The sequence below is a fragment of the Pseudazoarcus sp. NS36 genome, from assembly GCF_059703705.1.
Map to the genome: position 1 here is coordinate 253,479 of NZ_BAAKJA010000001.1, position 23,544 is coordinate 277,022.

The 23,544-nt window shown below is 63.4% G+C and carries 24 protein-coding genes; 1 reads left to right on the forward strand and 23 read right to left on the reverse strand.

From position 1 onward, the window contains the following. Window positions 1-61: 61 nt before the first annotated feature. The 12 genes from AC6H0R_RS01195 to AC6H0R_RS01250 form a co-directional block, all read right to left on the reverse strand. Window positions 62-1,957 carry a chemotaxis protein CheA gene (locus tag AC6H0R_RS01195; RefSeq protein WP_497579510.1) on the reverse strand — a complete coding sequence of 632 codons (1,896 nt, stop codon included), beginning with the start codon at window positions 1,955-1,957 and terminating at the stop codon, window positions 62-64. 63 nt (window positions 1,958-2,020) lie between these two features. Next, complete coding sequence (cheZ, locus tag AC6H0R_RS01200) at window positions 2,021-2,878, reverse strand: protein phosphatase CheZ (protein WP_497579511.1); 858 nt, start codon at window positions 2,876-2,878, stop codon at window positions 2,021-2,023. Between the two features lie 44 nt (window positions 2,879-2,922). Further along, window positions 2,923-3,312, reverse strand: a complete 390-nt coding sequence (gene cheY / locus AC6H0R_RS01205) for a chemotaxis response regulator CheY (RefSeq protein ID WP_497579512.1) — start codon at window positions 3,310-3,312, stop codon at window positions 2,923-2,925. Between the two features lie 35 nt (window positions 3,313-3,347). Beyond that, the gene (locus tag AC6H0R_RS01210) at window positions 3,348-4,301 is read right to left on the reverse strand and encodes a chemotaxis protein (protein ID WP_497579513.1); all 954 of its coding nucleotides are present in this window, start codon (window positions 4,299-4,301) and stop codon (window positions 3,348-3,350) included. Between the two features lie 9 nt (window positions 4,302-4,310). Next, the gene (locus tag AC6H0R_RS01215) at window positions 4,311-5,270 is read right to left on the reverse strand and encodes a chemotaxis protein (protein ID WP_497579514.1); all 960 of its coding nucleotides are present in this window, start codon (window positions 5,268-5,270) and stop codon (window positions 4,311-4,313) included. 89 nt (window positions 5,271-5,359) lie between these two features. Further along, the gene (locus tag AC6H0R_RS01220; RefSeq protein WP_497579515.1) at window positions 5,360-5,995 is read right to left on the reverse strand and encodes a CheB methylesterase domain-containing protein; all 636 of its coding nucleotides are present in this window, start codon (window positions 5,993-5,995) and stop codon (window positions 5,360-5,362) included. Window position 5,996: 1 nt separating this feature from the next. Continuing rightward, window positions 5,997-6,884, reverse strand: coding sequence for a CheR family methyltransferase (locus tag AC6H0R_RS01225; protein WP_497579516.1), 888 nt, complete (start codon window positions 6,882-6,884; stop codon window positions 5,997-5,999). A 29-nt stretch (window positions 6,885-6,913) separates the two neighbouring features. Beyond that, on the reverse strand, window positions 6,914-7,891 hold the full coding sequence (gene motB / locus AC6H0R_RS01230; RefSeq protein WP_497579517.1) for a flagellar motor protein MotB: 978 nt from the start codon (window positions 7,889-7,891) through the stop codon (window positions 6,914-6,916). A 47-nt stretch (window positions 7,892-7,938) separates the two neighbouring features. After that, entirely contained in the window at window positions 7,939-8,793 is an 855-nt protein-coding gene (gene motA, locus AC6H0R_RS01235) for a flagellar motor stator protein MotA (protein ID WP_497579518.1), read from the reverse strand. 148 nt (window positions 8,794-8,941) lie between these two features. Then, a complete protein-coding gene (gene flhC / locus AC6H0R_RS01240; protein ID WP_497579519.1) occupies window positions 8,942-9,514 on the reverse strand; it encodes a flagellar transcriptional regulator FlhC in 573 nt (190 codons plus the stop codon). A gap of 10 nt (window positions 9,515-9,524) precedes the next feature. After that, window positions 9,525-9,842, reverse strand: coding sequence for a flagellar transcriptional regulator FlhD (gene flhD / locus AC6H0R_RS01245; RefSeq protein ID WP_497579520.1), 318 nt, complete (start codon window positions 9,840-9,842; stop codon window positions 9,525-9,527). Between the two features lie 120 nt (window positions 9,843-9,962). After that, complete coding sequence (locus tag AC6H0R_RS01250) at window positions 9,963-11,939, reverse strand: sensor domain-containing diguanylate cyclase (RefSeq protein WP_497579521.1); 1,977 nt, start codon at window positions 11,937-11,939, stop codon at window positions 9,963-9,965. 134 nt (window positions 11,940-12,073) lie between these two features. On the opposite strand from AC6H0R_RS01250, the gene AC6H0R_RS01255 reads away from it, so the two are divergent. Beyond that, the gene (locus AC6H0R_RS01255; protein ID WP_497579522.1) at window positions 12,074-12,613 is read left to right on the forward strand and encodes an NUDIX hydrolase; all 540 of its coding nucleotides are present in this window, start codon (window positions 12,074-12,076) and stop codon (window positions 12,611-12,613) included. A 4-nt stretch (window positions 12,614-12,617) separates the two neighbouring features. Here the strand turns inward: AC6H0R_RS01255 and AC6H0R_RS01260 are convergent, their stop codons facing one another. The 11 genes from AC6H0R_RS01260 to lepB all read right to left on the reverse strand — a co-directional run bounded on the left by AC6H0R_RS01260 (window position 12,618) and on the right by lepB (window position 23,535). After that, a complete protein-coding gene (locus AC6H0R_RS01260; protein WP_497579523.1) occupies window positions 12,618-15,365 on the reverse strand; it encodes a bifunctional diguanylate cyclase/phosphodiesterase in 2,748 nt (915 codons plus the stop codon). An 88-nt stretch (window positions 15,366-15,453) separates the two neighbouring features. Next, the gene (gene pgsA, locus AC6H0R_RS01265) at window positions 15,454-16,038 is read right to left on the reverse strand and encodes a CDP-diacylglycerol--glycerol-3-phosphate 3-phosphatidyltransferase (RefSeq protein ID WP_497579524.1); all 585 of its coding nucleotides are present in this window, start codon (window positions 16,036-16,038) and stop codon (window positions 15,454-15,456) included. 23 nt (window positions 16,039-16,061) lie between these two features. After that, the gene (gene uvrC, locus AC6H0R_RS01270; RefSeq protein WP_497579525.1) at window positions 16,062-17,870 is read right to left on the reverse strand and encodes an excinuclease ABC subunit UvrC; all 1,809 of its coding nucleotides are present in this window, start codon (window positions 17,868-17,870) and stop codon (window positions 16,062-16,064) included. A gap of 6 nt (window positions 17,871-17,876) precedes the next feature. Further along, window positions 17,877-18,920, reverse strand: coding sequence for a beta-N-acetylhexosaminidase (nagZ, locus tag AC6H0R_RS01275; protein ID WP_497579526.1), 1,044 nt, complete (start codon window positions 18,918-18,920; stop codon window positions 17,877-17,879). Continuing rightward, on the reverse strand, window positions 18,917-19,294 hold the full coding sequence (gene acpS, locus AC6H0R_RS01280; RefSeq protein WP_497579527.1) for a holo-ACP synthase: 378 nt from the start codon (window positions 19,292-19,294) through the stop codon (window positions 18,917-18,919). The genes nagZ and acpS overlap by 4 nt, the downstream gene beginning before the upstream one ends. Further along, on the reverse strand, window positions 19,291-20,058 hold the full coding sequence (locus tag AC6H0R_RS01285; protein ID WP_497579528.1) for a pyridoxine 5'-phosphate synthase: 768 nt from the start codon (window positions 20,056-20,058) through the stop codon (window positions 19,291-19,293). Before AC6H0R_RS01285 ends, acpS begins: the two co-directional genes overlap by 4 nt. Further along, window positions 20,055-20,774: a DNA repair protein RecO gene (gene recO, locus AC6H0R_RS01290; protein ID WP_497579529.1), complete on the reverse strand. Its 720-nt coding sequence runs from the start codon at window positions 20,772-20,774 to the stop codon at window positions 20,055-20,057. The genes AC6H0R_RS01285 and recO overlap by 4 nt, the downstream gene beginning before the upstream one ends. 15 nt (window positions 20,775-20,789) lie before the next feature. Continuing rightward, a complete protein-coding gene (era, locus tag AC6H0R_RS01295) occupies window positions 20,790-21,695 on the reverse strand; it encodes a GTPase Era (RefSeq protein ID WP_497579530.1) in 906 nt (301 codons plus the stop codon). Next, window positions 21,692-22,369 carry a ribonuclease III gene (rnc, locus tag AC6H0R_RS01300; RefSeq protein ID WP_497579531.1) on the reverse strand — a complete coding sequence of 226 codons (678 nt, stop codon included), beginning with the start codon at window positions 22,367-22,369 and terminating at the stop codon, window positions 21,692-21,694. Before rnc ends, era begins: the two co-directional genes overlap by 4 nt. Then, window positions 22,370-22,747 carry a DUF4845 domain-containing protein gene (locus tag AC6H0R_RS01305; RefSeq protein WP_497579532.1) on the reverse strand — a complete coding sequence of 126 codons (378 nt, stop codon included), beginning with the start codon at window positions 22,745-22,747 and terminating at the stop codon, window positions 22,370-22,372. Continuing rightward, entirely contained in the window at window positions 22,747-23,535 is a 789-nt protein-coding gene (lepB, locus tag AC6H0R_RS01310; RefSeq protein WP_497579533.1) for a signal peptidase I, read from the reverse strand. Before lepB ends, AC6H0R_RS01305 begins: the two co-directional genes overlap by 1 nt. Window positions 23,536-23,544 lie beyond the last annotated feature (9 nt).

Below are 23,544 nucleotides of genomic sequence, written 5' to 3' on the forward strand. Positions count from 1 at the left end.
TTTTTCGACCGCAATAAAAACGGGGCCTCACGAGGCCCCGTTTTTATTGCTTCAGCCCGCCTCAGCTCGCCGTTGGCGACGGCAGCTGCTTGGGCGCTGCCGCTGAAGACGACGGCGCCACCAGCAACTTGCGCGAGATGCCGCGCTGGTCGCCTGCGCTGCCAAGGAGTTCCTTCATGTCGAGGATCAGCACGATCTGACCGTTGGCCAAGGTCGTGACGCCCGCCACACCTTTCGGGCGGAAGTCATCGAGCGACTTGATCACCGCATCCTCGCGACCTGCGAAGGTATCCACGGCGAGAATGAAGGACAGCTCGGCGGTGTGCATCAGCACACCATACTGCGGGCGCTGCGACAGCGGCCAGCCCAGCAGGCCGGCCAGCGGCAGCACCGGCAGGACCTCGCCACGGATCACCATGGTTGCACGGCCGCCGACCTCGCGGATGTCGTCCCCGCTGATCGGAAGGATCTCGCGCACCATCGACAGCGGCACCGCGAAGGGTTGCTCACCCAGGCGCACCAGCAACACCGGCAGAATCGCCAGGGTCAGCGGCAGGCTGATGACGAAGGTCGTACCCTTGGCCGGCTGCGAGGTGATCTCGATGCTGCCGTTGAGCTTCTGGATGTTGGTACGCACCACGTCCATGCCGACACCGCGGCCGGACACATCGGTCAGGGTCGAGGCCGTCGAGAAACCGGGCAGGAACACCAGGTTATAGCTCTGGCGCTCATCCATGGAGTTGGCTTCCTCATCGGTGATGAGGCCCTTCTCCAGCGCCTTTGCGCGCAGACGCTCGGCGCTCATGCCACGACCGTCATCGGCCACCAGGATGACGATGTGATCGCCTTCCTGACGCGCCTCAAGCCGCACGACCGACTTGACCGGCTTGCCGTTGGCTCGGCGCTCGGCCGGGTCTTCGACGCCGTGATCGACCGCGTTGCGGATGAGGTGGATGATCGGATCGCCGAGATCCTCGATCATGGTCTTGTCGATCTCGGTTTCCTCGCCGACCAGTTCCAGCTCGACGTCCTTGCCGAGGTTGCGTGCCAGATCACGGGCAATGCGCGGGTACTTCTGGAACAAGCGCCCGATCGGCTGCATGCGGGTCTTCATCACCGCGTTCTGCAGATCGGACACCAGCAGGTCGAGCTGGCTCACGGCCAGATCAAGCGCATGCAGGGTCTCGTTGTCGGTACGGCCGGACAGGATGTCGCTGCGCAGCGCATTCAGACGGTTCTTGGTCAGGCCGATCTCGCCCGACAGGTTCAGCACCTGATCGAGGCGCGCGGTATCGACGCGGATGGAGGTATCACGCTGGCGTTCGGTCTCTCGGCGACCGACCGGTCCGCCGCCGCCGGGACGGTCCGTGGCGCGACGGCCCAGTGCCTGCTGGATGACTTCTTCCGGGGGCCGCTGTTCCTCGGATACGGTCACGGCCATTTCACCGCCGGTCGCTGCAGCATGCAGCAGCTCCCAATCAGGATCGCCCGCTGCGCCCTCAGCCTGCTTGGCCTTGGCGACCTTCTTCGGCGCTGCAGCCGCCGGCGCAGCGCCGGAACCGAGCTTGCCGTCGATGGCCATGCCCAGACGCTCCATCAGCCCCGGATCGGCCGCTGACGGCTGAACGCCCTGCGAAAGCTGGCCGAACATGTCGCGGATCGTTCCGGTCGCTTCGAGGATCGCGTCCATGATCTCGGGTTCGAGCTGGATCTCGCCGGTACGCAGCTTGTCGAACAGGTTCTCGGTGAGGTGGCACAGCGCCACCAGCTCGGTGGCATTGAGGAAGCCGGCACCGCCCTTGATGGTGTGGAAGCCCCGGAAGATATCGTTCAGCAGGCCCTTGTCGTCGGGCGTGCGTTCGAGATCGACCAGCTTGTTGTCGACACCCGACAGCAGGTCTCCCGCCTCGATCAGGAAGTCCTGCAGCAGATCTTCCATTCCCGCGAAATCACTCATGATCGTCTCGCTTCATCTGGGCGTCCGGCCCTTGCGGTCCCGGACGCATCGCCTCGGTCCGGATCAGAATCCGAGGCTGTCGAGCAGGTCATCGACCTGCTCCTGGGTATTGACGACATCCGAGCGGCTGGAATCCATCACCGGCCCGTTCATCAGCCCGTCGTTCTTGGCCGCCGGGCGCTTCTCTTCCGGCATGGTCTCAATGAGCAATTGCAGCAGCTCGGTTTCCAGCGCCTGGGCCAGATCCACCACCTTCTTGATGACCTGGCCGGTCAGATCCTGAAAATCCTGCGCCATCATGATTTCCATCAGCTGCGCGTTGGTAGCCTCGCCGGTGGAGCGAACCTGACCAAGGAAATCACGCGTCTCACCTGCCAACAGTTTGAAATCCTCAACCGACAGATCGTTGTTGAACAGACGGTTCCAGCGCGTCTCGAGCATCTCGGCATCGCTGAGCATCTTGTCCTGCAGCGGCTGGACCAGATCCGTGGCGTTGAGCACGCGCGAAGCGGCCTGTTCGGTCATGTGCGCGATGTAGCTCAGCCGCTGGCGCGCGTCAGGAATGCCCTGCACGGCATCGGTGAGGGATTCGCTGTCCAGGCCCAGGGCGCGCAAGGTGTCGTGCACCTGACGGGTCATCTGGCCGATGCGGTTGAAGACCTCCCCACCCTCTTCGGCACCTTCCCCTAGCGGAGCTTCGGCGGACGTGGATGTCTCAGGCGCGGCAACTGTCTCGAAGGTCGCCGAGACTTCGTCAAACAGCGCCTGCAGACTGTCGTCATCGCTGCCCGAAGCGGCCGCCGCCGGTGCTGCCGGGGCGGGCTTGGCTTCGGGTTCCGATACGTCCGAGGCGATGCTGTCGAACAGCGCCTGCAGGTCGTCGTTGTCGCCGATCTCGTCCGTTTTCTGTTTTCTGGTCATTCTGAGGCTCCCCTACCTTGCTCACCACCCGTCGCGGGGCGCGCTTACTGGCCCATCTTCTCGAAGATCTTCTGCAACTTCTCGGCCATCGTAGCGGCCGTGAAGGGCTTGACGATGTAGCCGCTGGCGCCCGCCTGCGCGGCCGCGATGATGTTTTCCTTCTTGGCTTCCGCCGTGATCATCAACACCGGCAGATGCTTCAGCGAATTGGTCTTGCGGATGTTCTGCAGCAGCGTCAGGCCGTCCATGTTGGGCATGTTCCAGTCGGTCACGACAAAGTCGAAACCACCGGCCTCAAGCTTCTGCAGGGCCACCAGCCCGTCTTCGGCCTCGTCCACGTTGGTGTAGCCGAGCTCTTTCAACAGGTTGCGCACGATGCGGCGCATGGTCGAAAAATCGTCTACGACGAGGAATTTCATCTTGGGGTCAGACATTCAGTTCTCCGTTATCTCGTGCTGGCCACAAGTGTTCAATGGCCCCGGACCAAAAGGGGCCGCAAGGTATCGGCCAGCGCGTCAGCGTCGAATTTTGCCACGTAGCTGTCCACCCCGACCTGCTTGCCCATCGCACGGTTGGCCTGCGAAGACAGCGAGGAGTGCATGACCACGGGAATTCCCTCGAAACGGTTGTCGGTCTTGATGCGCCGCGTCAGCACATAGCCGTCCATTTCAGGCATTTCGGCGTCGACCAGGATCACATCGACTTCATCGCCGACGTGACGTCCGACCTGCTGCGCATGCGCCGCCATGTTGTCCAGCCGGTTCCAGGCCTCGAGACCGTTGACGGCGTGCTTGTGCTTGACGCCGAGCTTGTCGAGCACTTCGGTGATCTTGCGGCGCGCCACGGCCGAGTCATCCACGAAGAAGACGTTGCGGTCATGACCGCCATGGATCGGCGCAATGGCCCCGACCACCGCCTCTCCGAAGGTGTTGGCCAGCACCGTCTCGACGTCCACGATCGACACCAGCGTGCCGTCCTGCAGTTCGGTAATGGCGGTGATGTAACTGTTGCCGGAGGAGCCGCCCATGTTGTCCGGCGCGCGTACCCGATCCCATTCGACGCGCACGATGCGGTCCACCTCGCTGACGAGGAAGCCCAGCGTGCGCTTGCTGTACTCGGTCACCATCATGGAGCTGCCGAGATCGCTGTCGGGACCAGCCAGGCCCATGATCTTGGCCAGAGACAGCACCGGAATCACGTTGCCACGCAGCGAGATCAAACCCTCCACGCCGGTCGGCATGTTGGGCGAACGCGTGATGAAAGGCGTTGCCGACACTTCACGGACCTTGAACACGTTGATGCCGAAGGTCTCCCCGGTCCCGAGCGAAAACAGCAGGATCTCCATCCGGTTGGAACCGGCAAGACTGGCCCGTGCATCGACGGCATCAAACAGGGCGCTCGGCGTACCTTTGTTTTCAGACATGATCACTCCTCATTTCCGGTCCGGACGGCTTTCGGCAATCATGCGGCGCAGGGTAGCGGCGAGCCGTTGCGGTTCGAACTTGGACACGTATTCGTCAACACCGACCGATTTACCCAACGTCTGGTTGGACATGCCGGACAGCGATGAATGCATGACGATCGGGATACCGGCAAAGCGGGAATCGGACTTGATCGTCTTGGTCAGGATGTAGCCATCCATCTCGGGCATCTCGACGTCGGTGAGGATCACGCTGACCAGCTCGCGCACGCTGCGGCCCGTGGCCTGCGCATGGGCGGCGATCTTCTGCAGTTCCTCCACCGCACGACGCCCGTTGATGGCGCTGACGTACTTGATCTCGAGCACGTTGAGGGTCTTCTCGATCTGCCCGCGCGCCACCGCCGAGTCATCGGCGAAGACCACCATGCGCTCGTCCTCGACCGGCTCGATGCCATTGAACAGCATGTCTTCGTCGTACTTGGCGGTTTCGGCCAACACCTTCTCGACGTCGAGCATCATTACCAGACGATTGTCGGGGAGTTCGGTGATGGCAGTCACCAGACCGCCCATCTTGGCCGTCAGCATTTCCGGCGGCACGCGCATCTGCGCCCAGTCCAGCCGCAGGATGGTGTCGACCGCTTCGACCAGAAAACCCTGGGTATGCCCGTTGTACTCGGTCACGATCATGATGCCGCGCGGCGTATCGGCGTTGATCCCGACGTATTTGGCCAGATCCACCACCGGCACCAGCGTACCGCGCAGGCTCACCATGCCCTCTACACAGTCGGGCATCTCGGGAGCGGACGTAATCTCCGGGGTTCGCATCACTTCGCGCACCTTGAAGACGTTGATGCCGAAGGTTTCCTTGCGCCCCGTGCGCGCGTCAAAACCCAGCGTGAACAAAAGGATTTCCAGTTTGTTCGTGCCGGCCAGACGCGTACGCGCCTCGATATTGCTGAACAGGTTTGACATTTCACTCTCCGCGCTGAGCGGTCTGATTCAAGGGGTCGGATGCCTCGCAGGCCACGCCGCGCCGTGCTTCGACCACTGTGTCTGACTACTTATCGGTCGATGGATCCGATTTCTTTAGTCGATTGTGCGCCCCAGATGAAACCGGTATGCCGCAACACGTGCGAGGCAATTTCGCCAAGCGGCAAAACCTCGTTTGCAGCCCCCAGCGCAACCGCTTCGCGGGGCATGCCGTACACCACGCTGGAGCCTTCATCCTGGGCGATGGTCCAGGCGCCGGCACGGTGCATCTGCAGCAGACCGTCAGCGCCATCCTTGCCCATGCCGGTGAGGAGCACGCCGACCGCGGCATCCCCGAACTCTCGTGCCGCCGAACGGAACAACACGTCAACCGAGGGCCGATGCCGGTTCACCGGATCGCTGCGCTCCAGCACGCACACCAACTGCCCGCCCGTTTTACGCACCGACAAATGCGAATGCCCGGGCGCGATGTAGGCCGTGCCGCGCTGCACGCGCTCGCCGTCCTCGGCCTCCTTGACGCGGATCGCGCACACGCTGTCGAGCCGTTTGGCAAAGGTGCCGGTAAACATCTCCGGCATGTGCTGCACGATCAGCACGGGTGGCATGTCTGCGGGAAAGCCCTGCAGTACCACCTTGACGGCCTCGGTTCCGCCGGTCGAAGCGCCGATGCAGACATGAGTGCGGGGCTTGGCGCGCGAGGTACTCATCTCACACCACCGGGGTATATACGGTCCGCCCGACCAGACGGAACAGGTCTGCAGCGTGCTGGAAGCTTTCGGAGTGACCGGCATACAGCGAACCATCCCGCCCGAGCAGGGGCGCGAAACGCTTGAGGATGGCGTACTGCGTCGGCTTGTCGAAATAGATCATGACGTTGCGACAGAAAATCGCATCCAGTGGGCCGCGCACCCCCCAGTTGGTCTCCAGCAGATTGATCGGGCGGAAGGTGATCAGGCGCTGCAATTCCGGTTTGACCTTGACGCAACCATCGGCCTCGCGCGTGAAGAACTGCTGCATGCGCGCCGGCGACATGCGTGCCACACGATCCTGTTCGTATATGCCGCGCCGCGCCGTCGCCAGCACCTCGGTATTCACGTCAGTCGCCAGAATGGTGACCGGCGGATTGAGCGTCTTGAAGGCCTCACAGGCCGCAATCGCCAGCGAATACGGCTCTTCGCCGGTAGACGCCGCACAGCACCAGATGCTGCTGCGACGCGCAGAACCGATGGCGCGCAACTGCTCGATCAGGATGTCGAAGTGGTGCGCCTCGCGAAAGAACGAGGTGAGGTTGGTCGTCAGCGAGTTGACGAAGGCCTCCCACTCCGGGCGATCCCGCTCCAGGCGCGCCAGATAGCCCGCAAAGGTGGTCTCGCCGCACAGACGCAGCCGTCGCGTCAGTCGGCTGTACACCATGTCCTGCTTGGCCGGCGACAGCGCAATCCCGACGTGATCGTGAATCAGCTTGCGGATACGCTCGAAGTCCTCCGAGGAAAACGCAAATTCGCGAGCTCCTCCGGCATGCGCCGATCCCGCTGCCGGCAGCGGCGATCGCGTACCGGACTGTGCCACCCCCGTCCTGCGATCCTGAATGCTCATGCGCTTGTATCCTTGATGGTCTGAGCGGGCTACCTGGCCCGTTCGATGGAGTTCAGCAAACTCTCCGGATCGGGATCCGGCGCACCTTCTCCGGAATCGTCCGCCGGGTCCGGCGCTATGCCGAGCACGGCGTCCTCGGTGCGCTTGTTCATGACGATGATGGTGATGCGCCGGTTCGACGGATCGAACGGGTCGTCGGCATTGAACGGAATGGTCTCGGCCAAGCCGACCACGCGTAGCACCTTTGCCGGATCCAGGCCTCCGGAAATCAACTCACGGCGCGAGGCATTGGCCCGGTTGGCCGACAATTCCCAGTTGGAGAAACCGCGGTCTCCACCCGGAAACGGCTTGGCATCGGTATGGCCGGACAGGCTCAAACGGTTGGGCAAGTCGTTGAGCGCGCGTCCGATGGCGCGCAACAACTCGCGCGTATGTGGACGCAACTCAGCACTCGAGAGGTCGAACATCGGCCGGTTCTGCTCGTCGACGATCTGCACGCGCAAGCCCTCCGGCGTGATGTCGATCAGGATCTGGTCGCGAAAAGCACGCAGATTGGGGTTGGCCTCGATCAGGGCCTCGATGCGCCCCTTCATGCTCACCAGTCGCGCGCGCTCGCGCGAATCCTGTCCCTCGATATCCACCGGCACGGCTTCGCGCGCGCGCGCGGCCTCGAGGTTGATCATGCGGCGCTGCGGCTCCACGTCACCGCGCTTGACCTGACCGACCGAGCGCGAAAGGTCCTCGCCTCCGCCGGGAATGATGCTGGAACTGTCACCTGCGCCGCTGCCGCCACTCTGGGAGACTTTGAGCGGACTCTGAAAGAAATCGGCAATACCCTTGAGGTCACCGTCCGCGGTGGAACCCAGCAGCCACAACAGCAGGAAGAAGGCCATCATCGCCGTCACGAAGTCGGCATACGCGATCTTCCACGCCCCGCCGTGGTGGCCTCCATGTCCGCCCTTGTTCACACGGCGGACAACGATTGGCTGCTGGGTATCGTCGCTCATCGCTCAGGCCGACGTCGCGGAAGAAGTCCGACGCACGTCGCTCATGTTCACTTCTTGCGGCTCTTGATGTCTTCCTCAAGCTCGAGGAAGCTCGGACGGTCAGCGGCAAACAGCACTTTACGGCCGAATTCCACTGCAACCTGCGGCGCATAGCCATTCATGCTGGCCAGCAGCACGACCTTGATGCACTGGTACACCTTGCCTTCCGCCTCCACGCGCTGCGCGAGCTGGCTGGAGATGGGCTGCACAAATCCGTATGAAAGCAGGATGCCGAGGAAGGTACCGACCAACGCCCCACCCAACATCTTGCCCAGTACTGCGGGGGGCTCACCCACCGAGCCCATGACGTTAACCACCCCCATCACCGCCACGACAATACCGAAGGCCGGCAGCGCGTCACCGACCTTGGCCATCACGTCGGAGGGTGCCTGTGCCTCATGGTGGTGGGTTTCAATCTCGACGTCCATCAAGGCTTCGATCTCGAAGGCATTGAGGTTGCCGCCAACCATCATGCGCAGGTAGTCGGTGAGGAACTCGACAGCGTGGTGGTCAGCCACCACGTCAGGATATTTGGAGAACAGCGTGCTCGACTCTGGATTCTCGATGTCGGCCTCGATGGCCATGAGGCCTTCCTTGCGAACCTTGGCCAGCACCTCGTACATCAACGCCAGCAGGTTCATGTACAGCGCCTTGTTGTAGCGCTGCCCCTTGAGCACGCTGGGCAGCGCTCCAAGGGTGGATTTCATGATGCGGGGCGAGTTGCCGGCGACGAAGCCACCGACCATCAGACCGAAGATGGCGATGTACTCCAGCGGCACCCATAGGGCCATCAGGCTGCCGTGCACCGCATAGGTGCCGATCGAGGACAACAGAACGATTACATATCCGACGAGTAGAAGCACCCAGACACCTCGACCGCTACATGCACAAACAAACCCCGGAGCGCACGCCTAGCCGGGAACGGTATCTTAAAGTAACGGTAGTACCCGTGGAAACTTGACCCAAAAAAAGCCGCCCGAAGGCGGCTTTTTTTAACGAACCGGCAGATGATCAGTCCACCAGCGCTGCCTGACCGCGTACGGCGCGCGCATTGATGCTGACCTTGCCCTGCTTCTTGCCCTTGCCAGCGCGTGAAGGCATGTTGCACAGACCGCAGGTGTAATCGTGCACCGGGTCATAGGCATGGGCGACGTACTTGCCGCCGCAGCTGCCGCACTGCGCGAGCTGCATCATGTCGGCATCGAAGAAGCGCACCAGCGTCCACGCCCGCGTGATACTCAACACCGGCTCCAGCGCAGCGGCGTCGATGTGATCCAGATACAGGTGGTAGGCCTTGATCACGGCATCCAGCCCGCTGAGGCCCGGACGCTGACGGAAATAAGCGTGAAAGGCCATGAACAGCGAACCATGCACGTTCGGCTGCCAGGCCATGAACCAGTCTGTAGAGAACGGCAGCATGCCCTTGGGAGGCGACATGCCGCGCACCTCCTTGTAGATCTTGAGCAAACGCTCACGACTGAGACCGGTTTCGGCCTCCAGCATCTGCATGCGAGCCCCCAGGCTCACCATCTCGACGGCCCGACGGACGTCCTCGGCATCAGCAATCACGCTCTTGTTCTTCATTTCCGGTTCCTCACGACGATTCATCCGTCGGTTTGCTGGCCGCCACGATGGCGGCGTGGATGCTCGAGCTGGCGGCATCCCTTCCTTCCCCTGCGAGCAGCCCCGCAAGCAATACGTCGTCAAAGCGAAACGCCGGCAACACCATCTGACTGCTGGCCATGCGTACCAGGCGTGCAGCCGACATCGCGATCAGCAGATCAGCCACTGCATCGCTGATACCGAGCCGGAACATTGCGGTCTCACGATCCTCACGCAGCATCTTCTGCGCGAGCATCAGATACGCAAGATTGAGTTCGCGGATTTCGTCCTGGTAATCGCTTCGCTTCAACTATGTCGGCACTTTTAAATGCGTACGGCCCGAACTTAAAGTGATTTCTCACCAAACACAACCGGATACATCCGCGCTTGGCAAAAAAGCCACAGCAGCATCAGGGTTGAGCAGCGCGGATCAGGGCTGCTGAACAGCGTGAATCGCATTGCGACCACCCTGTTTCGACACATAAGCCCCCTGGTCGGCCAGCTTGATCAAGGCCGCCGCATTCTCCACGTCAGGACGCAGTTCGGCAGCTCCGATGCTCACGCTCAAGGGCGCCAGCACCCCCGCAAAATCGAGCGGCGTTTCACGTACGGCACGACGCGCGCGCTCCGCGCCCGCCCGCACGGACTCCAGATCCGCACCGGGACAGATGACCAGAAACTCGTCGCCACCAATGCGGCAGATCACGTCATGCACGCGCAAGGCCTTGCGCAGCGTATGCGCCACATGCGTCAGAGCCGCATCGCCGGCGTCATGACCGAAGCGATCATTGATCTCCTTGAGGTAATCGACGTCGATTGCCAAGCACGACAGCGGTCGGCCGCTGCGCTCGGCTACCGCCCATTCCTGCTCAAGGCGGTTCATGGCATAGCGGCGATTGTGGAACCCCGTCAGCGGGTCGGTCAGCGCCATGTCCTGCAAGCGCCGGTTGGTGATCGCCAATTGCGCCGCAAAGCCATGCAGTTCCTGACGATCATGCTCCAGCTCACGCTGCAGGCGCACTTCGCGCAGACCTGCCCGCAGACGCGCTTGAAGCAGCCGCGGCACCACATCCATCGGCACCGCATCGTCGCCGCCAGCCTCCAGCAGCACGACCAGGGCCTCATCGCTGCGCTCGACCACCCGCAACAGCAAATGCATCACCCGACCGGCGCTGGTGCGCCGCAGCGCCCCCACCAGATCCTTGACCTCGCAACTCGCATCGGTACAGCCCAGCACCATCATGTGTGGCTGCAACTCCAGCGCGAACTCAAGCGCGTCGCTGACATCCCCGCTCTCAACCACCGAGCAATCCTCGGCCTTCAGCAACTCGACCACCTGGCGGCGGCGTCCGCTCTCACGATCAACCACCAGCACCAGCGGCTTGTCGGGTGCCACCGGAACGGCCAGGCGTTCCCGGCCGCGGTCGGATTGTGACAAGACGTGCGCCTGCGGAGCAGACACGGTGACGGGATCAGGCACCGAAATGTCGGGGAAGCGGAGTGACACCTGCGGGTCAAGCTGCAACAGCTCCATCCATTCGACCCACAGGCTGAACATGCGCGACGCATCGGCGAGCATTTCTTCCCGCAGGATACCGAGCGCCTCGCCGCGAGCCTGCATGGCTTCGAGCAGTTCGGTACGGCGCGCATCCCCGGCCAGACAGAAATCAGAAAAAATGCGCGCAAGTATCACGGACTCGAGCAGGCGGCCGCGCCGGCTGCCCAGCTCAAAACCGGCCTGCTCCGGGCAATCGGCATGGCGCAGTACCTGGCTGAAGATCGACGGCACGCCCCAATGCTCGACCATCTCGGCACCAAGTTCACCATGATGGATGGCGAAGGCCTCCTTCTCGGCCGTAAGCATCCGCTCGCGGTCCGTGAATGCCTGATCCAGCAGCCCCGCATACTCATCGGGATAGACGGTGGCAAGCGCCAGCTCTCCGACCCGCATCAGCAGACCGAGACTGAACGCTTCGTCGCTGGCCGCAGCACGCGTGTATCCCACGACGACCTGCATGCCCAGCGCCAGCGCGATCGACGATCCCCAGTAACGCTCATAGTCGAATGCCGAGCAGCGCCCCTTGCGGTGATCGGACAACAGCGCAAACCCCGTCGCCAGTGCACGCACGGCGGGCACACCGAGCACCATCAGCGCCTCGGCCACGGACAGTACCGGGCGACGCGTCCCGTTGAGCAATCCGTTGGCCGCCTTGAGCACGCGTCCGACAAATGCCGGGTCGCCGCCGATGGCACGTGCCAGCTCCGGAATGGATACCTCGTCCTGACGCGTCAGCTGAATCACGCGCGTCGCGGCCCCCCGTGGTGACGGCAGGCGCCCGGAGGCATGCAGCAGTTCGAATGCCGACTTGCCACGCCCGGCTTCGATGAGTTTGTCTACAGGCTCCATACCTTCCATATCCGGGTAAGTGGGTAAGGCACGCCACATCGACTTTATCCGATTATCCTGAGCTTGCACCCTCGCACGCAAATCAGCGTGAGGAGGGGCTAAAATCAGGCTCGCTCGTACCCTGTCGATCCAAGATGAATTTCTGTTCCCATTGCGGCGCTGGCGTGAGCCTGCGCATCCCGGCTGGCGACAGCCTGCCACGTCATGTCTGCGGCGACTGCGGCAGCATTCATTACTCCAACCCCAAGCTGGTCGTCGGCACCGTGACCGAATACGGCGATCGCATCCTGCTGTGCCGACGGGCCATCGAACCACGCCACGGTTTCTGGACGCTGCCTGCCGGTTTCATGGAAAACGGCGAGAGCACGGCTGAGGGCGCAGTCCGTGAAACCCTGGAAGAGGCCTGTGCCAACGTCGAAATCGGCGATCTGTTCACCCTCATCAGCATTCCACACATCGACCAGGTGCACCTGATGTATCGCGCGCGACTGCCCGAACCGGCTTTCGCGGCGGGCGAAGAATCGTTGGATGTCGCGCTGTTCGCCGAACACGAAATCCCCTGGTCTGCCCTGGCCTTCCGCACCATCGAAGTCACTCTGCGCCACTATTTTGAAGACCGGCGTGCGGGCCGTTTCGAGCTGCATTGCTGCGATCTTCGTCCGACCGGGCGCTGAACGCTCAAGGTGTCACAAAGCTCTCCCGCCACAAGCGTTCGAAATCCTGGACCGGCAACGCCGGCGCAAACAGGAAACCCTGCATGTGGCGGCAGCCTGCCCGCTGCAAAAAGTCCAGCTGCTCTTCATTCTCGACCCCTTCGGCGATGACCTGCAGCCGCAGGTTGCGCGCCAGCCCGATGATTGCATCGACAATGGCCGCGTCGTCCGGGTCTGTCACCACATCACGCACAAAGGTCTGGTCGATCTTCAATGCGTCGATCGGCAGACGCTTGAGGTAGGACAGCGACGAATAGCCGGTGCCGAAATCGTCGATCGAGACCCGCACTCCCATGCGCCGGACCTCGTCCAGCACCGAAATGTTGCGCTCCACCGCCTCCAGCATGACGCGCTCGGTCAGCTCAAGCTCCAGGCATTCAGCCGGCACGCCGCTGCCGGCAATGACCTGACGCAAGGATTCGACAAAGCGCGGCTGGCGAAACTGCTGCGCGGAGATATTCACGGCCACCGTCAGCGCCGGCAGACCGGCATCGCTCCACTCACGCAGCTGACGGCACACCTGCTCCAGCACCCACTGCCCGATCGACAAGATGAGCCCCGCCTCCTCAGCCACCGGTATGAAACGCGACGGCGGCACCAGCGTGCCGTCCTGGTCACGCCAGCGCAGCAGCGCCTCGGCCCCGATCATGCGCCGCGTCACGCCGTCGAACTGCGGCTGGTAGTACAGCTCGAAGGCGTCGGCATCGAGGGCGTTGCGCAGGGCACTCTCGAGCAACATGCGCTCGAACACCCGCTCGTTCATCTCGACGTGGAAGTAATGGTAGGTATTCCGGCCGGAATCCTTGCTGTGGTACATCGCCGAATCGGCATTGCGCATCAGCGTTGCGATGTCATCCCCGTCTTCGGGGTACAGACTGATGCCGATACTGGCCGTCACCAACAGCTGTCGCCCGGAGATATGGCAGGGTTCGGCCAGCGTGTTGATGAGTTTCTCGGCTACGCGCGCCGCATCTTCGGGGTCACCGATCTCCGACAGGAGCAGCGTGAACTCGTCTCCACCGGGGCGGCTGACGGTATCGCTCTCACGCACGCAGGCGACAATGCGCCCCGCCACCACCCGCAACAACTGGTCGCCGATGTGATGCCCCAGGGTGTCGTTGATGTTCTTGAAACGATCGAGGTCGACGAATAACAGCGCAAACCGCCGGTCCTCGCGACGGCAGCGGGTCAGCGCCTGATTGGCGCGATCGTTGAACAACATGCGGTTGGGCAGATCGGTCAGCGGGTCGTGCTCGGCCAGATGGCGGATACGCTCTTCGCTGAGCTTCTGCTCCGAGATGTCCTCGATCAGCATCACCGGCCCCTTCTCGGGCCGGGCGGGGTCCAGCGCCCGCACATAGACGTTGGCCCAGAACCACTGCCCGCGACTGTCGACAAAGCGCTGCTCGAAGCGCAGCACGCGCGCCTCATCCAGCCCGCTCTCGATGCGACGACACATTTCGATGAAGGCCGCCTGATCTTCGAAGTAGGCCTCCAGCGTACGCTCCATCGCGTCTGCAGCCGCACAGGCAAACATGCGTTCGAATGCCGGATTGGCCAGCTGGACACGGTGCTCGCGCAACATGACGATCGCGATCGGACTCGCATCGAGGACGGACTGCAGCTCCTCGGCGCGCGCCACGCTCTCTTCGCGTGAGCGCGACAGATCCTCGAACAGGCGGTAGAAATCGCCGGCCACCTCGCCGACCTCGCCCTCTCCGACCGGCAGTTCGTGCACGCGGCTGGGGTCGCTGCGCAAGGCCACTACGTTGTCGCGCAACGCAAACAATGGGCGCAGAAAACCGCGCATCGCGAACCACACCAGGAACCCGACGAGCACCGAGGCCACCAGCAGAAGCAGCATGGCAACGCGCTGGGATCGCACGATGGGCGCAAAGGCGTCCTCGACCGGCAGCACCACCCCGGCCACCCAGTTCAATTGCTCGACGGTACGGAAACTCATGAGCATGCGCCGCCCGGCCGGATCGATCCCCTGATCGGTACCTTCCCAGCCTTCCACGGCACGGTCGTACACCGGCATCACACCCGGCTCGGCATAGCTCGACAGCATCAGGCGGGAGGTATCGCCGACGATGGTGGTGCGGTCGCGGGTGGTCAGCACGAACTGCCCGTGCTGCTCTGAGTGGCCGCGGTTGATACCGCCCAGAAAGGCCGGACTGAGGATGTCCAGCGTGCCCGAAACGATGGCAATCAGATTGCCCACCGAGTCGTACACCGGCACCGACATGGCCAGCAACGGCTGCCCGGTGACGACGCCGACGAAGGGGCGTGAGACCACCGGCAGACCGGTGTCGATCACGCGGCGCAGATGTTCGAGCGAGGAGACGTCGGCTCCGACGCGCCCCTGCCGGGTCGGGTTGTCGGCCAGCACCGTGAGGGTCGGACTGACAATGATCAGGGCCTCGAACAGCGCCAGCGCACCCTGGTTGTCATGCAGATAGTTGCGCAGGCGGTCGGAGTCGCTGGTGTGACGGAAGTCCAGCCCGGAGGCCACGCGCTTGAGCGTACCGAGGCTGACTTCAACCCGCCCCGAGACCTCTGCCGCGAAACGCGACACCAGCGCGTACTGCTGGTCGGCAATGGTCTTCTGCAGCGAATTGCGGACAAGGTAATCCTGGATCACCATGCCCACGCCGAATACGACCAGCAGCAGGCCCACAACGGCAAGCGAGGATTTGGTTTTCAGATTCACCGGAGAGGCCCGCCGCAATTACCCTACTCTGGCCGTTTATAAGACCCGGCACAGTTCAATACAACCGTGATAACCGCAAGCAGCGCGGTCAGTCACGCCCACCACGGTCATGCCGCGCGAGCAACGGCAAGGCGCGATGCAGGTAATAGCCCATGGACCACAGGGTCAGCGCCGCCGCGACATAGATCAGCACTTCGCCCAGCAGCGCCACGGGCAGGCCGAGGGCATTCTCGTAATAGAGCAGCAGCGGGATCGCCGTCATCTGCGCAGCGGTCTTGAACTTGCCGACGGTGGCCACCGCCACACTGGCCGACTGGCCGATGCGCGCCATCCATTCGCGCAGCGCCGAGATGGTGATCTCGCGGCCGATGATGATCACCGCCACGATGGCATCCGTGCGTCCTAGCTGCACCAGCAGGATCAGCGCAGCGGCCACCATCAGCTTGTCGGCCACCGGATCGAGGAAGGCGCCAAAGGCCGAGGTCTGGCCCAGCGTGCGCGCGAGATAGCCATCCAGCCAGTCAGTCAGCGCAGCCAGCACAAACAGCACCGTGGCGATCAGGTTCATCTGCGGATCGGTGAGCCAGCTCGCCGGAAGGTAGAACACGCCCACAAACAGCGGGATCACGGCGATCCGCATCAAGGTCAGCGTATTCGGAATGTTGAAATGCATGAACGTCGTATCCGGGAGGGGCTTCAGCGCAGCGACGAGTATATCTGCTCGGCAAGCTTGCGGCTGACGCCGTCCACACGACAGAGGTCTTCCACCGTGGCAGCGCGCACGCCGTCCAGCCCGCCGAAGGCCTCGATCAGCTTGCGCCGCCGCGTCGGGCCGACGCCGGGAATATCATCGAGCTTCGAGCCGATGCGCGCCTTGCCGCGACGCGCACGGTGTCCGGTAATGGCAAAGCGGTGTGCCTCGTCGCGGATTTCCTGGATCAGGTGCAGCGCCGGCGCGTCCGACGCCAGATTCAGCGGTGCGCGTCCGTCGGCGAAGATCAAGGTCTCCAGCCCGGGCTTGCGCCCCTCACCCTTGGCCACACCGACCATTGCGACGGATTCCAGACCGATGTCGCCAAGCACCCCGAAAGCGGCACTCACCTGCCCCTTGCCACCGTCGATCAGGATCAGGTCGGGCAGCACGCCGTCGCCCTCCACCAGCTTGCCGTAGCGCCGCTCCAGCACCTGGCGCATGGCGGCGAAGTCGTCGCCGCCGGTGATGCCGGCGATGTTGTAGCGGCGGTATTCGGAATTCTTCATCGCACCATCAACGCACACCACGCAGGAGGCCACCGTGGCTTCACCCATGGTGTGGCTGATGTCGAAGCACTCGATGCGCGCCGGCACCTCAGGCAGGTCGAGTGCCTCGCGCAGCGCTTCGAGCCGCGAGCCGATGCGTCCGGCGTCCTGCAGGCGCGCGCGGATGGCGGTGTGCGCGTTGCCTTGTGCCATCTCCACCCAGGCCTTCTCGGCGGGCGAGCGCGGAGCGACTGCGCCGGCCGGCTTGTCACTGACTTCGGCCAACGCAGCGCGTACCGCATCCACACCCTGCGTCACCACAATGCGTGCCGGCATCGGATGCTCACGGTAGTGCTGATCGACAAAGGCCAGCAAAGCGTCGTCTGCGCTGACCCCCACGGCACTGCTCGGAAACAGCGGCCGGTCACCCAGATGTCGTCCGCCACGCACCATCGCCAGGTTGAGGCACACGACCCCACCCTCCTCGACCGCCGCGAGGATGTCGACATCCTCATCGCGCCCGCTGTCGACGAACTGACGGTGCAGCACCGATTGCAGCGAACGGATCTGATCGCGGCAGGCCGCCGCCTCCTCGAAGGCCAGGCGTTCGGCGGCGGCGTTCATGCGCGCACCGAGATCATCGATGACTTCGTTGGTGCGCCCGTCGAGGAAACGCGCGGCGAGCTTCACGTCCTTGGCGTAATCAGAATCCGAAATCAGACCTACACAGGGCGCGGTACAGCGCTTGATCTGGTGCAGCAGGCACGGGCGCGAACGGTTCTGGAACACCGCGTTCTCGCAGGTACGCAGGCGGAAGATCTTCTGCAGCAGGTGGATGCTCTCGCGCGCCGCACCGCCGTTCGGAAACGGCCCGAAATAACGCGCGCCCTTGGCGAAACCGCCGCGGTGATAGGCCAGACGAGGGAAGGCGTCACCGGTCAGGCAGATGTAGGGGTAGCTCTTGTCGTCGCGGAACAGGATGTTGTAGCGCGGCGCGAGCTTCTTGATGAGGTTGTTCTCGAGGATCAGCGCCTCGGCCTCGGAGCGCGTGGGCGTGATGTCCACGCGCAGGATCTGCGCCACCATCATCGCGATGCGCGGGCTCGGCTGCGTGCGCTGGAAGTAGTTTGCGACGCGCTTCTTGAGGTTCTTGGCCTTGCCGACGTAGAGCACCTTGTCGTCGGCGCCGATCATGCGATAGACGCCCGGCTGCTCGGGAACCGTCTTCAGGAAGGCGCGGGCATCGAAGGGGGCGGCTTCGCTCACAGCACCTCAGGCCTGCAAGGCCATGACCTGCTCGCGCGCGGCGTGATACGGCGCGGCAAGCTCCAGCGCCAGCGGATCCGGGAAGCGCGGCGCAGCGGCCAGTGCGGCGATGCGTGCAGTGGCTTCAGCGGACACCTGTGGCTGCCAGCGCGCCAGCAAGTCGTCGGCTAGATCAGGGCGGTTGCACACCAGCACCATGTCGCAACCGGCCTCGAAAGCCGCCGAGGCGCGCGCCACGATGTCGCCAACTACCGTGGCTCCTTCCATGGTCAGGTCGTCGCTGAAGATCACGCCGCCAAAGCCGAGACGGCCACGCAGAACATCCTGCAGCCAGAAGCGCGAAAAGCCCGCGGGTTGCGGATCGATATGCTCGAAGATGACGTGCGCCGGCATCACACCCGACAGTTGCTTGCCCAGCCGATGGCGATAGGGCGCGATGTCTTCGGCCCACACCGCGTCGAAGTCGCGCGGATCGACCGGAATCTCGACGTGCGAATCCGCCTCGACAAAGCCATGCCCCGGAAAATGCTTGCCCACGCAGCCCATGCCGGCCTCGCGCAGGCCGGTGATCAGCGCCGAGGCGAGCGAAGCCACGGCCTGCGGATCACGGTGGAAGGCACGTTCGCCGATTACACGGCTGCCGCCATAGTCCAGATCCAGCACCGGCGTGAAAGACAGATCCACGCCATGCGCCAGCAGTTCGGCCGCCAGCACGAAGCCGCAGGCGCGCGCGGCGTCCAGCGCGGCGACGTGGTCCTCGTCCCACTTGTTGCCAAGCACGCGCATCGGCGGCAGATGCGTGAAGCCGTCGGTGCGAAAACGCTGCACGCGGCCACCCTCATGGTCGACGGCAATGATCAGCGCCGGCTCACGCAGGGCGTGAATCTCGGCGGTCAGCGCAGACAGGGTCTCGGCGTCGCGGAAGTTGCGTGCAAACAGGATCACGCCACCGACCAGCGGATGGCGCAGGCGCTCACGCTCCTCATCGGTCAGTTCGCAGGCAGCAACGTCGACGAAGACCGGACCGCGCGGCAGCAGCGTTACGCTCATTGGCGTTCAAGCACCACGAAGGCCACGACGTAATCGGTCTCGTCAGTCAGTGTCAGGTGGGCGTGCAGGCCCTCCTGCTCCATGTGCGCGGCCAGCTCCGCACCGAAGCGAAAGATCGGCTTGCCGCGCACATCGTGATCGATGATCACCGCGTGCAGCGTGGCCGGCGCCGCGACGCCGGTGCCCAGCGCCTTGCCGAAGGCTTCCTTGGCAGCGAAGCGCTTGGCGAGAAAACGCTCGGGATCATTGCGCGCGGCAAACGCGGCACGCTCTTCGGGTGCGAGGATACGATTGGCAAAGCGCTCACCGTACTTGGCCAGCACGGTGCCCATGCGCGGGATGCGAACGATGTCGGCACCGACTCCGTGGATCATCGTGTGCCTCCTTCGGGCTGAGCAGCGGCTTCGCGCATCAGACGCTTCATCTCGCTCACCGCCTCACGCAGGCCGACGAAGACCGAGCGGCTGACGATGGCGTGACCGATGTGCAGCTCACGCACGCCGGCCAGACGCGCCACCGGCTGCACGTTGTAGTAGTTCAGCGCATGGCCGGCGTTGAAACGCATGCCCAGCGCGCGGATGGCTTCGCCGGCCGCACGCAGTTTGGCCAGCTCCGCCAGCACGGCGGGCGCCTCGGCATCGCGCCCGGCGTCATGAAAGGTGTGGGCATAGGGTCCGGTGTGCACCTCGCACACTTTCGCGCCAATGCGCGCAGCGGCCTCGATCTGCTCGGGAATGGCATCAATGAACACGCTGGTGACGATGCCCGCATCGGCCAGCCTCGCCACCACGTCGGCAAGGCGCGACTCGTCTGCGAGCACGTCCAGCCCGCCTTCTGTGGTGACCTCCTGCCGCCCTTCCGGCACAAGCATGGCCATGTGTGGCTTGAGCCCGCAGGCAAATCCGACCATCGCGTCGGTGGCGGCCATCTCCAGATTGAGCTTGATCTGCGTGAGTTCGGCCAAACGCCGCACGTCCGCATCCTGGATGTGGCGGCGGTCTTCGCGCAGATGCACGGTGATGCCGTCGGCCCCGCCCAGATGAGCTTCGACGGCGGCCCACTGCGGGTCCGGCTCCCAGGTGCGGCGCGCCTGACGCAAGGTCGCGACGTGGTCGATATTGACGCCGAGTTCGATCACAGCTCCTGCAACTCCTTGAATACGCGGCGCGATTGCAGATCGCGTCCGCCCAGATGATGGTTGATCAGCATGCGCAGCAGCGCCTTGGCCTCGGCCAGCGTGCGCGCACCGGAGAAATCATGGTGAGCCAACGCCAGCAGCGTTTCTCCGCTGACCGAAACGCTGCCCGACACAGCCTCGCCGCGCACCGGACCGCGTTCGATTATATAGGCGTAGCGTTGCCCGGCCTCGATGACGGCACCGCTGCCGGCTTCGTGCTCCAGCTCCACGCCATAGCCCAGTTCGCGCAGCAAAGTCAGCTCAAAGCGGCGCAGTACCGGCGCCGGCTCGGGGTCGGCGGCCAGCGCGGCAACCGCCGCAACGTAGGCTTCGAACAGGCCTGGATGCGGGTCTTCACGCGCCGACAGATGCACGACCAGCTCATTCAGGTAATAGCCGCATAGCAGCGCGCCCCCATTCAGCAGGGGCTGAAAGCCGTCGCGCTCGGCGCGGATCAGGGTCTTGACCTCGCCGCCGCCGGACCAGTCAGCGAGCAACGGCTGAAAGCCCATCAGCACGCCGCGCAACGCAGAATGCGGCCGCCGCGCGCCCTTGGCGACCACCGCCACACGGCCGTGATCGCGCGTGAGGAGTTCGACCACAAGACTGGTCTCGCGCCACGGGCGGGTATGCAGAACGAAGGCAGCTTGCTGGTCGATGCGTTGCTTGGGGTTCACGGGAACACCCGGGGGCTATTCGTAGCCGAGGCTCTTGAGCGCGCGCTCGTCGTCGGCCCAGCCGCTCTTCACCTTGACCCATACTTCCAGATAGACGCGGGCATCGAAGAGCTTTTCTAGTTCAACGCGAGCCTCGGAGGAGATGCGTTTGAGCTGCTCGCCGTTCTTGCCGATGACCATGCCCTTGTGACTGTCGCGATCGACGACGATGGCCGCGAAGATGCGGCGCAGATTGCCTTCGGTCTCGAACTTCTCGATCTCGACGGCGATGCCATAGGGCAACTCGTCGCCGAGCAGGCGGAAGAGCTTTTCACGCAGGAATTCGGAGGCGAGAAAGCGCTCACTGCGGTCAGTGATGTCGTCTTCCTCGAACACCGGCGCACCTTCAGGCAACAGCGCCTGGGAGGCCGAGATCAGGCTATCAACGTTTTTCCCGCGCTCGGCCGACAGCGGTACGATGGCAACAAAATCGCGCAATTCACTCATTTTCTGCATGAAGGGCAACAGCGCGGTCTTGTCCTTTAGGCGGTCGATCTTGTTGATGACCAGCACCACCTTGGCGTCGTCGGGCAGCAGGCTGAGCACTTTCTGATCGTCCTCGCCGAAACGCCCCGCCTCGATGACGAAAAACACCGCATCGACATCACCCAGCGCCTGTGTGACGCTGCGGTTCATCGTGCGATTGAGCGCATTGCGGTGACGCGTCTGGAAGCCCGGCGTATCCACGAAGATGAACTGCGCGTGTTCGTCGGTACGGATGCCGGTGACGCGGTGACGCGTAGTCTGCGCCTTGCGCGAGACAATGCTGATCTTCTGGCCGATCAGCTGGTTCAACAGCGTGGACTTGCCGACGTTGGGCCGCCCGACGATGGCAACAAAGCCGGTACGGAACGGGGTGGATTCTTCGTGTGCTTCGCTCATCGTTCCCTCAAGGCCACCAGCGTGCGCTCCGCGGCCTGTTGTTCGGCCGCACGTCGACTGGCGCCACGCCCGGTTGCCGATACGCCCAGCGCATCGACGCCACAGCGCACCTCGAATTCCTGCGAGTGGGCCTCGCCCAGTACCCGCACGGTTTCATATGCCGGCAATGCCAGCTTGCGCGCCTGCAGGTACTCCTGCAACGCGGTCTTGGGGTCTTTCAGCGCAATCGCCGGATCGATCTCGGCAATTGCCGACGCGTAGAGCCGGTCGATGACGGCGCGCGCCGCCTCGAAGCCGGCATCCAGGTAGACCGCCGCAAAGATGGCTTCGAGGGCATCTGCCAGAATCGACGGACGACGGAACCCCCCGCTCTTCATCTCGCCCTCGCCAAGCCTCAGCGCCGCCCCGAGATCAAGCTCTAGGGCCACGCGGTGCAGGCCCTCCTGGCGCACCAGAGAGGCGCGCAAACGCGACAGCTCACCCTCGCGCAGATCACCAAAACGCGCGCACAGCGCGATCGAGATGACGCAATTCAGGACACTGTCGCCGAGAAACTCGAGCCGCTCGTTATTGGGCAGACCGAAGCTGCGGTGGGTCAGCGCCTCTTCGAGCAGTGCGACATCGGAAAAATCGTGCCCCAGCTTCCGCTGGAGCAGGCCAAGCTCCGGGCGCACTCAGCGCCTCGACGTCACGTAGAACTCGAACAGCAGGCTGACATTACCGGCGATCGGCACCTTGCGCTCGTAGGCTGTTTCAATGACGGCAACACCGCCCGCGCGGGAAATACGCAAATCGGTACCGCGCACACTGGAAATGTCGTCGGTATACGCGAAGCGATCGAAACTGCGACGTAGGTCCGCAGGCGTTGCCCCGCCACTGGCCTCAGTTGCCATCACACTGACCACGCGCTTCAGCGCGAAATACTCATTGAATACCGGGATGCAGCGGAAGCCAATGAACAGGACAAACGCCAACAGACAACCGATGATCAGCGTACTGATCAAGGACACCCCATCCTGGCTGCGTCGCGGAGCGGATCGGTTCATCGCCATCAGTGAAATCCTCCTATGCGCTTCATGTCGCCGAAGTTGAACCAGATGAAGAAGGCGCGGCCAACGATGTTCTCTTCGGGCACGAAGCCCCACTCACGACTGTCGCTGCTCCCGTCGCGGTTGTCACCCATCATGAAGTAGTGCCCTTCCGGCACCGTGCAACGCACTCCGGCCGTAGTATAGGTACAGCGATCGCGATACGGGAAGTCGGCCACCCTGCTGACATACGGCGGCACATCGCGCTCGATCAGCACGGCATGCTCACGCTCCCCGAGCTTCTCGTCGAACATCGGTGAAAAATACATGCGCTCGGGATGCAGGTAATCGCCGGCCGGGGCCATCGGCACTTCCTCGCCGTTGATGGTAAGACGCTTGTCGATGTACTCGACGCGGTCGCCCGGGAGGCCCACCACGCGCTTGATGTAATCGAGCGACGGATCACGCGGATAGCGGAACACCATCACGTCACCGCGCTTGGGCTCCCCCAGTGACACGACTTTCTTGTTGATGACGGGCAGACGGATGCCGTAGGTGAACTTGTTCACCAGGATGAAATCACCTACCAGCAGGGTCGGAATCATCGAGCCCGAGGGAATCTTGAACGGCTCGACAATGAACGAGCGCAAGGTGAACACGATCAGGATGACCGGGAAGAAACTTGCTCCGTACTCGACCCACCACGGATTGGGCTCACCCTGAGCACGCTGTTTGCGTGCATAGAAACGATCGGCGGCCCACAGTGCGCCGGAAACCACGAGCAACACGAACAGGATCAGTGCGAAATTCACGGCGACTCC

Excerpts from the sequence above, each read along its gene's own strand:
- AC6H0R_RS01195 (WP_497579510.1), bottom strand. The coding sequence starts at position 1,957 with ATGAGTGATTTCGCGGGAATGGAAGATCTGCTGCAGGACTTCCTGATC.
- motB (WP_497579517.1), bottom strand. The coding sequence starts at position 7,891 with ATGAGCGACGATACCCAGCAGCCAATCGTTGTCCGCCGTGTGAACAAG.
- flhC (WP_497579519.1), bottom strand. The coding sequence starts at position 9,514 with ATGAAGAACAAGAGCGTGATTGCTGATGCCGAGGACGTCCGTCGGGCC.
- AC6H0R_RS01220 (WP_497579515.1), bottom strand. The coding sequence starts at position 5,995 with ATGAGTACCTCGCGCGCCAAGCCCCGCACTCATGTCTGCATCGGCGCT.
- cheY (WP_497579512.1), bottom strand. The coding sequence starts at position 3,312 with ATGTCTGACCCCAAGATGAAATTCCTCGTCGTAGACGATTTTTCGACC.
- cheZ (WP_497579511.1), bottom strand. The coding sequence starts at position 2,878 with ATGACCAGAAAACAGAAAACGGACGAGATCGGCGACAACGACGACCTG.
- AC6H0R_RS01215 (WP_497579514.1), bottom strand. The coding sequence starts at position 5,270 with ATGTCAAACCTGTTCAGCAATATCGAGGCGCGTACGCGTCTGGCCGGC.
- pgsA (WP_497579524.1), bottom strand. The coding sequence starts at position 16,038 with ATGCATTTCAACATTCCGAATACGCTGACCTTGATGCGGATCGCCGTG.
- AC6H0R_RS01255 (WP_497579522.1), top strand. The coding sequence starts at position 12,074 with ATGAATTTCTGTTCCCATTGCGGCGCTGGCGTGAGCCTGCGCATCCCG.
- nagZ (WP_497579526.1), bottom strand. The coding sequence starts at position 18,920 with ATGAGCGTAACGCTGCTGCCGCGCGGTCCGGTCTTCGTCGACGTTGCT.
- AC6H0R_RS01225 (WP_497579516.1), bottom strand. The coding sequence starts at position 6,884 with ATGAGCATTCAGGATCGCAGGACGGGGGTGGCACAGTCCGGTACGCGA.
- acpS (WP_497579527.1), bottom strand. The coding sequence starts at position 19,294 with ATGATCCACGGAGTCGGTGCCGACATCGTTCGCATCCCGCGCATGGGC.
- AC6H0R_RS01250 (WP_497579521.1), bottom strand. The coding sequence starts at position 11,939 with ATGGAGCCTGTAGACAAACTCATCGAAGCCGGGCGTGGCAAGTCGGCA.
- AC6H0R_RS01305 (WP_497579532.1), bottom strand. The coding sequence starts at position 22,747 with ATGGCGATGAACCGATCCGCTCCGCGACGCAGCCAGGATGGGGTGTCC.
- AC6H0R_RS01210 (WP_497579513.1), bottom strand. The coding sequence starts at position 4,301 with ATGTCTGAAAACAAAGGTACGCCGAGCGCCCTGTTTGATGCCGTCGAT.
- era (WP_497579530.1), bottom strand. The coding sequence starts at position 21,695 with ATGAGCGAAGCACACGAAGAATCCACCCCGTTCCGTACCGGCTTTGTT.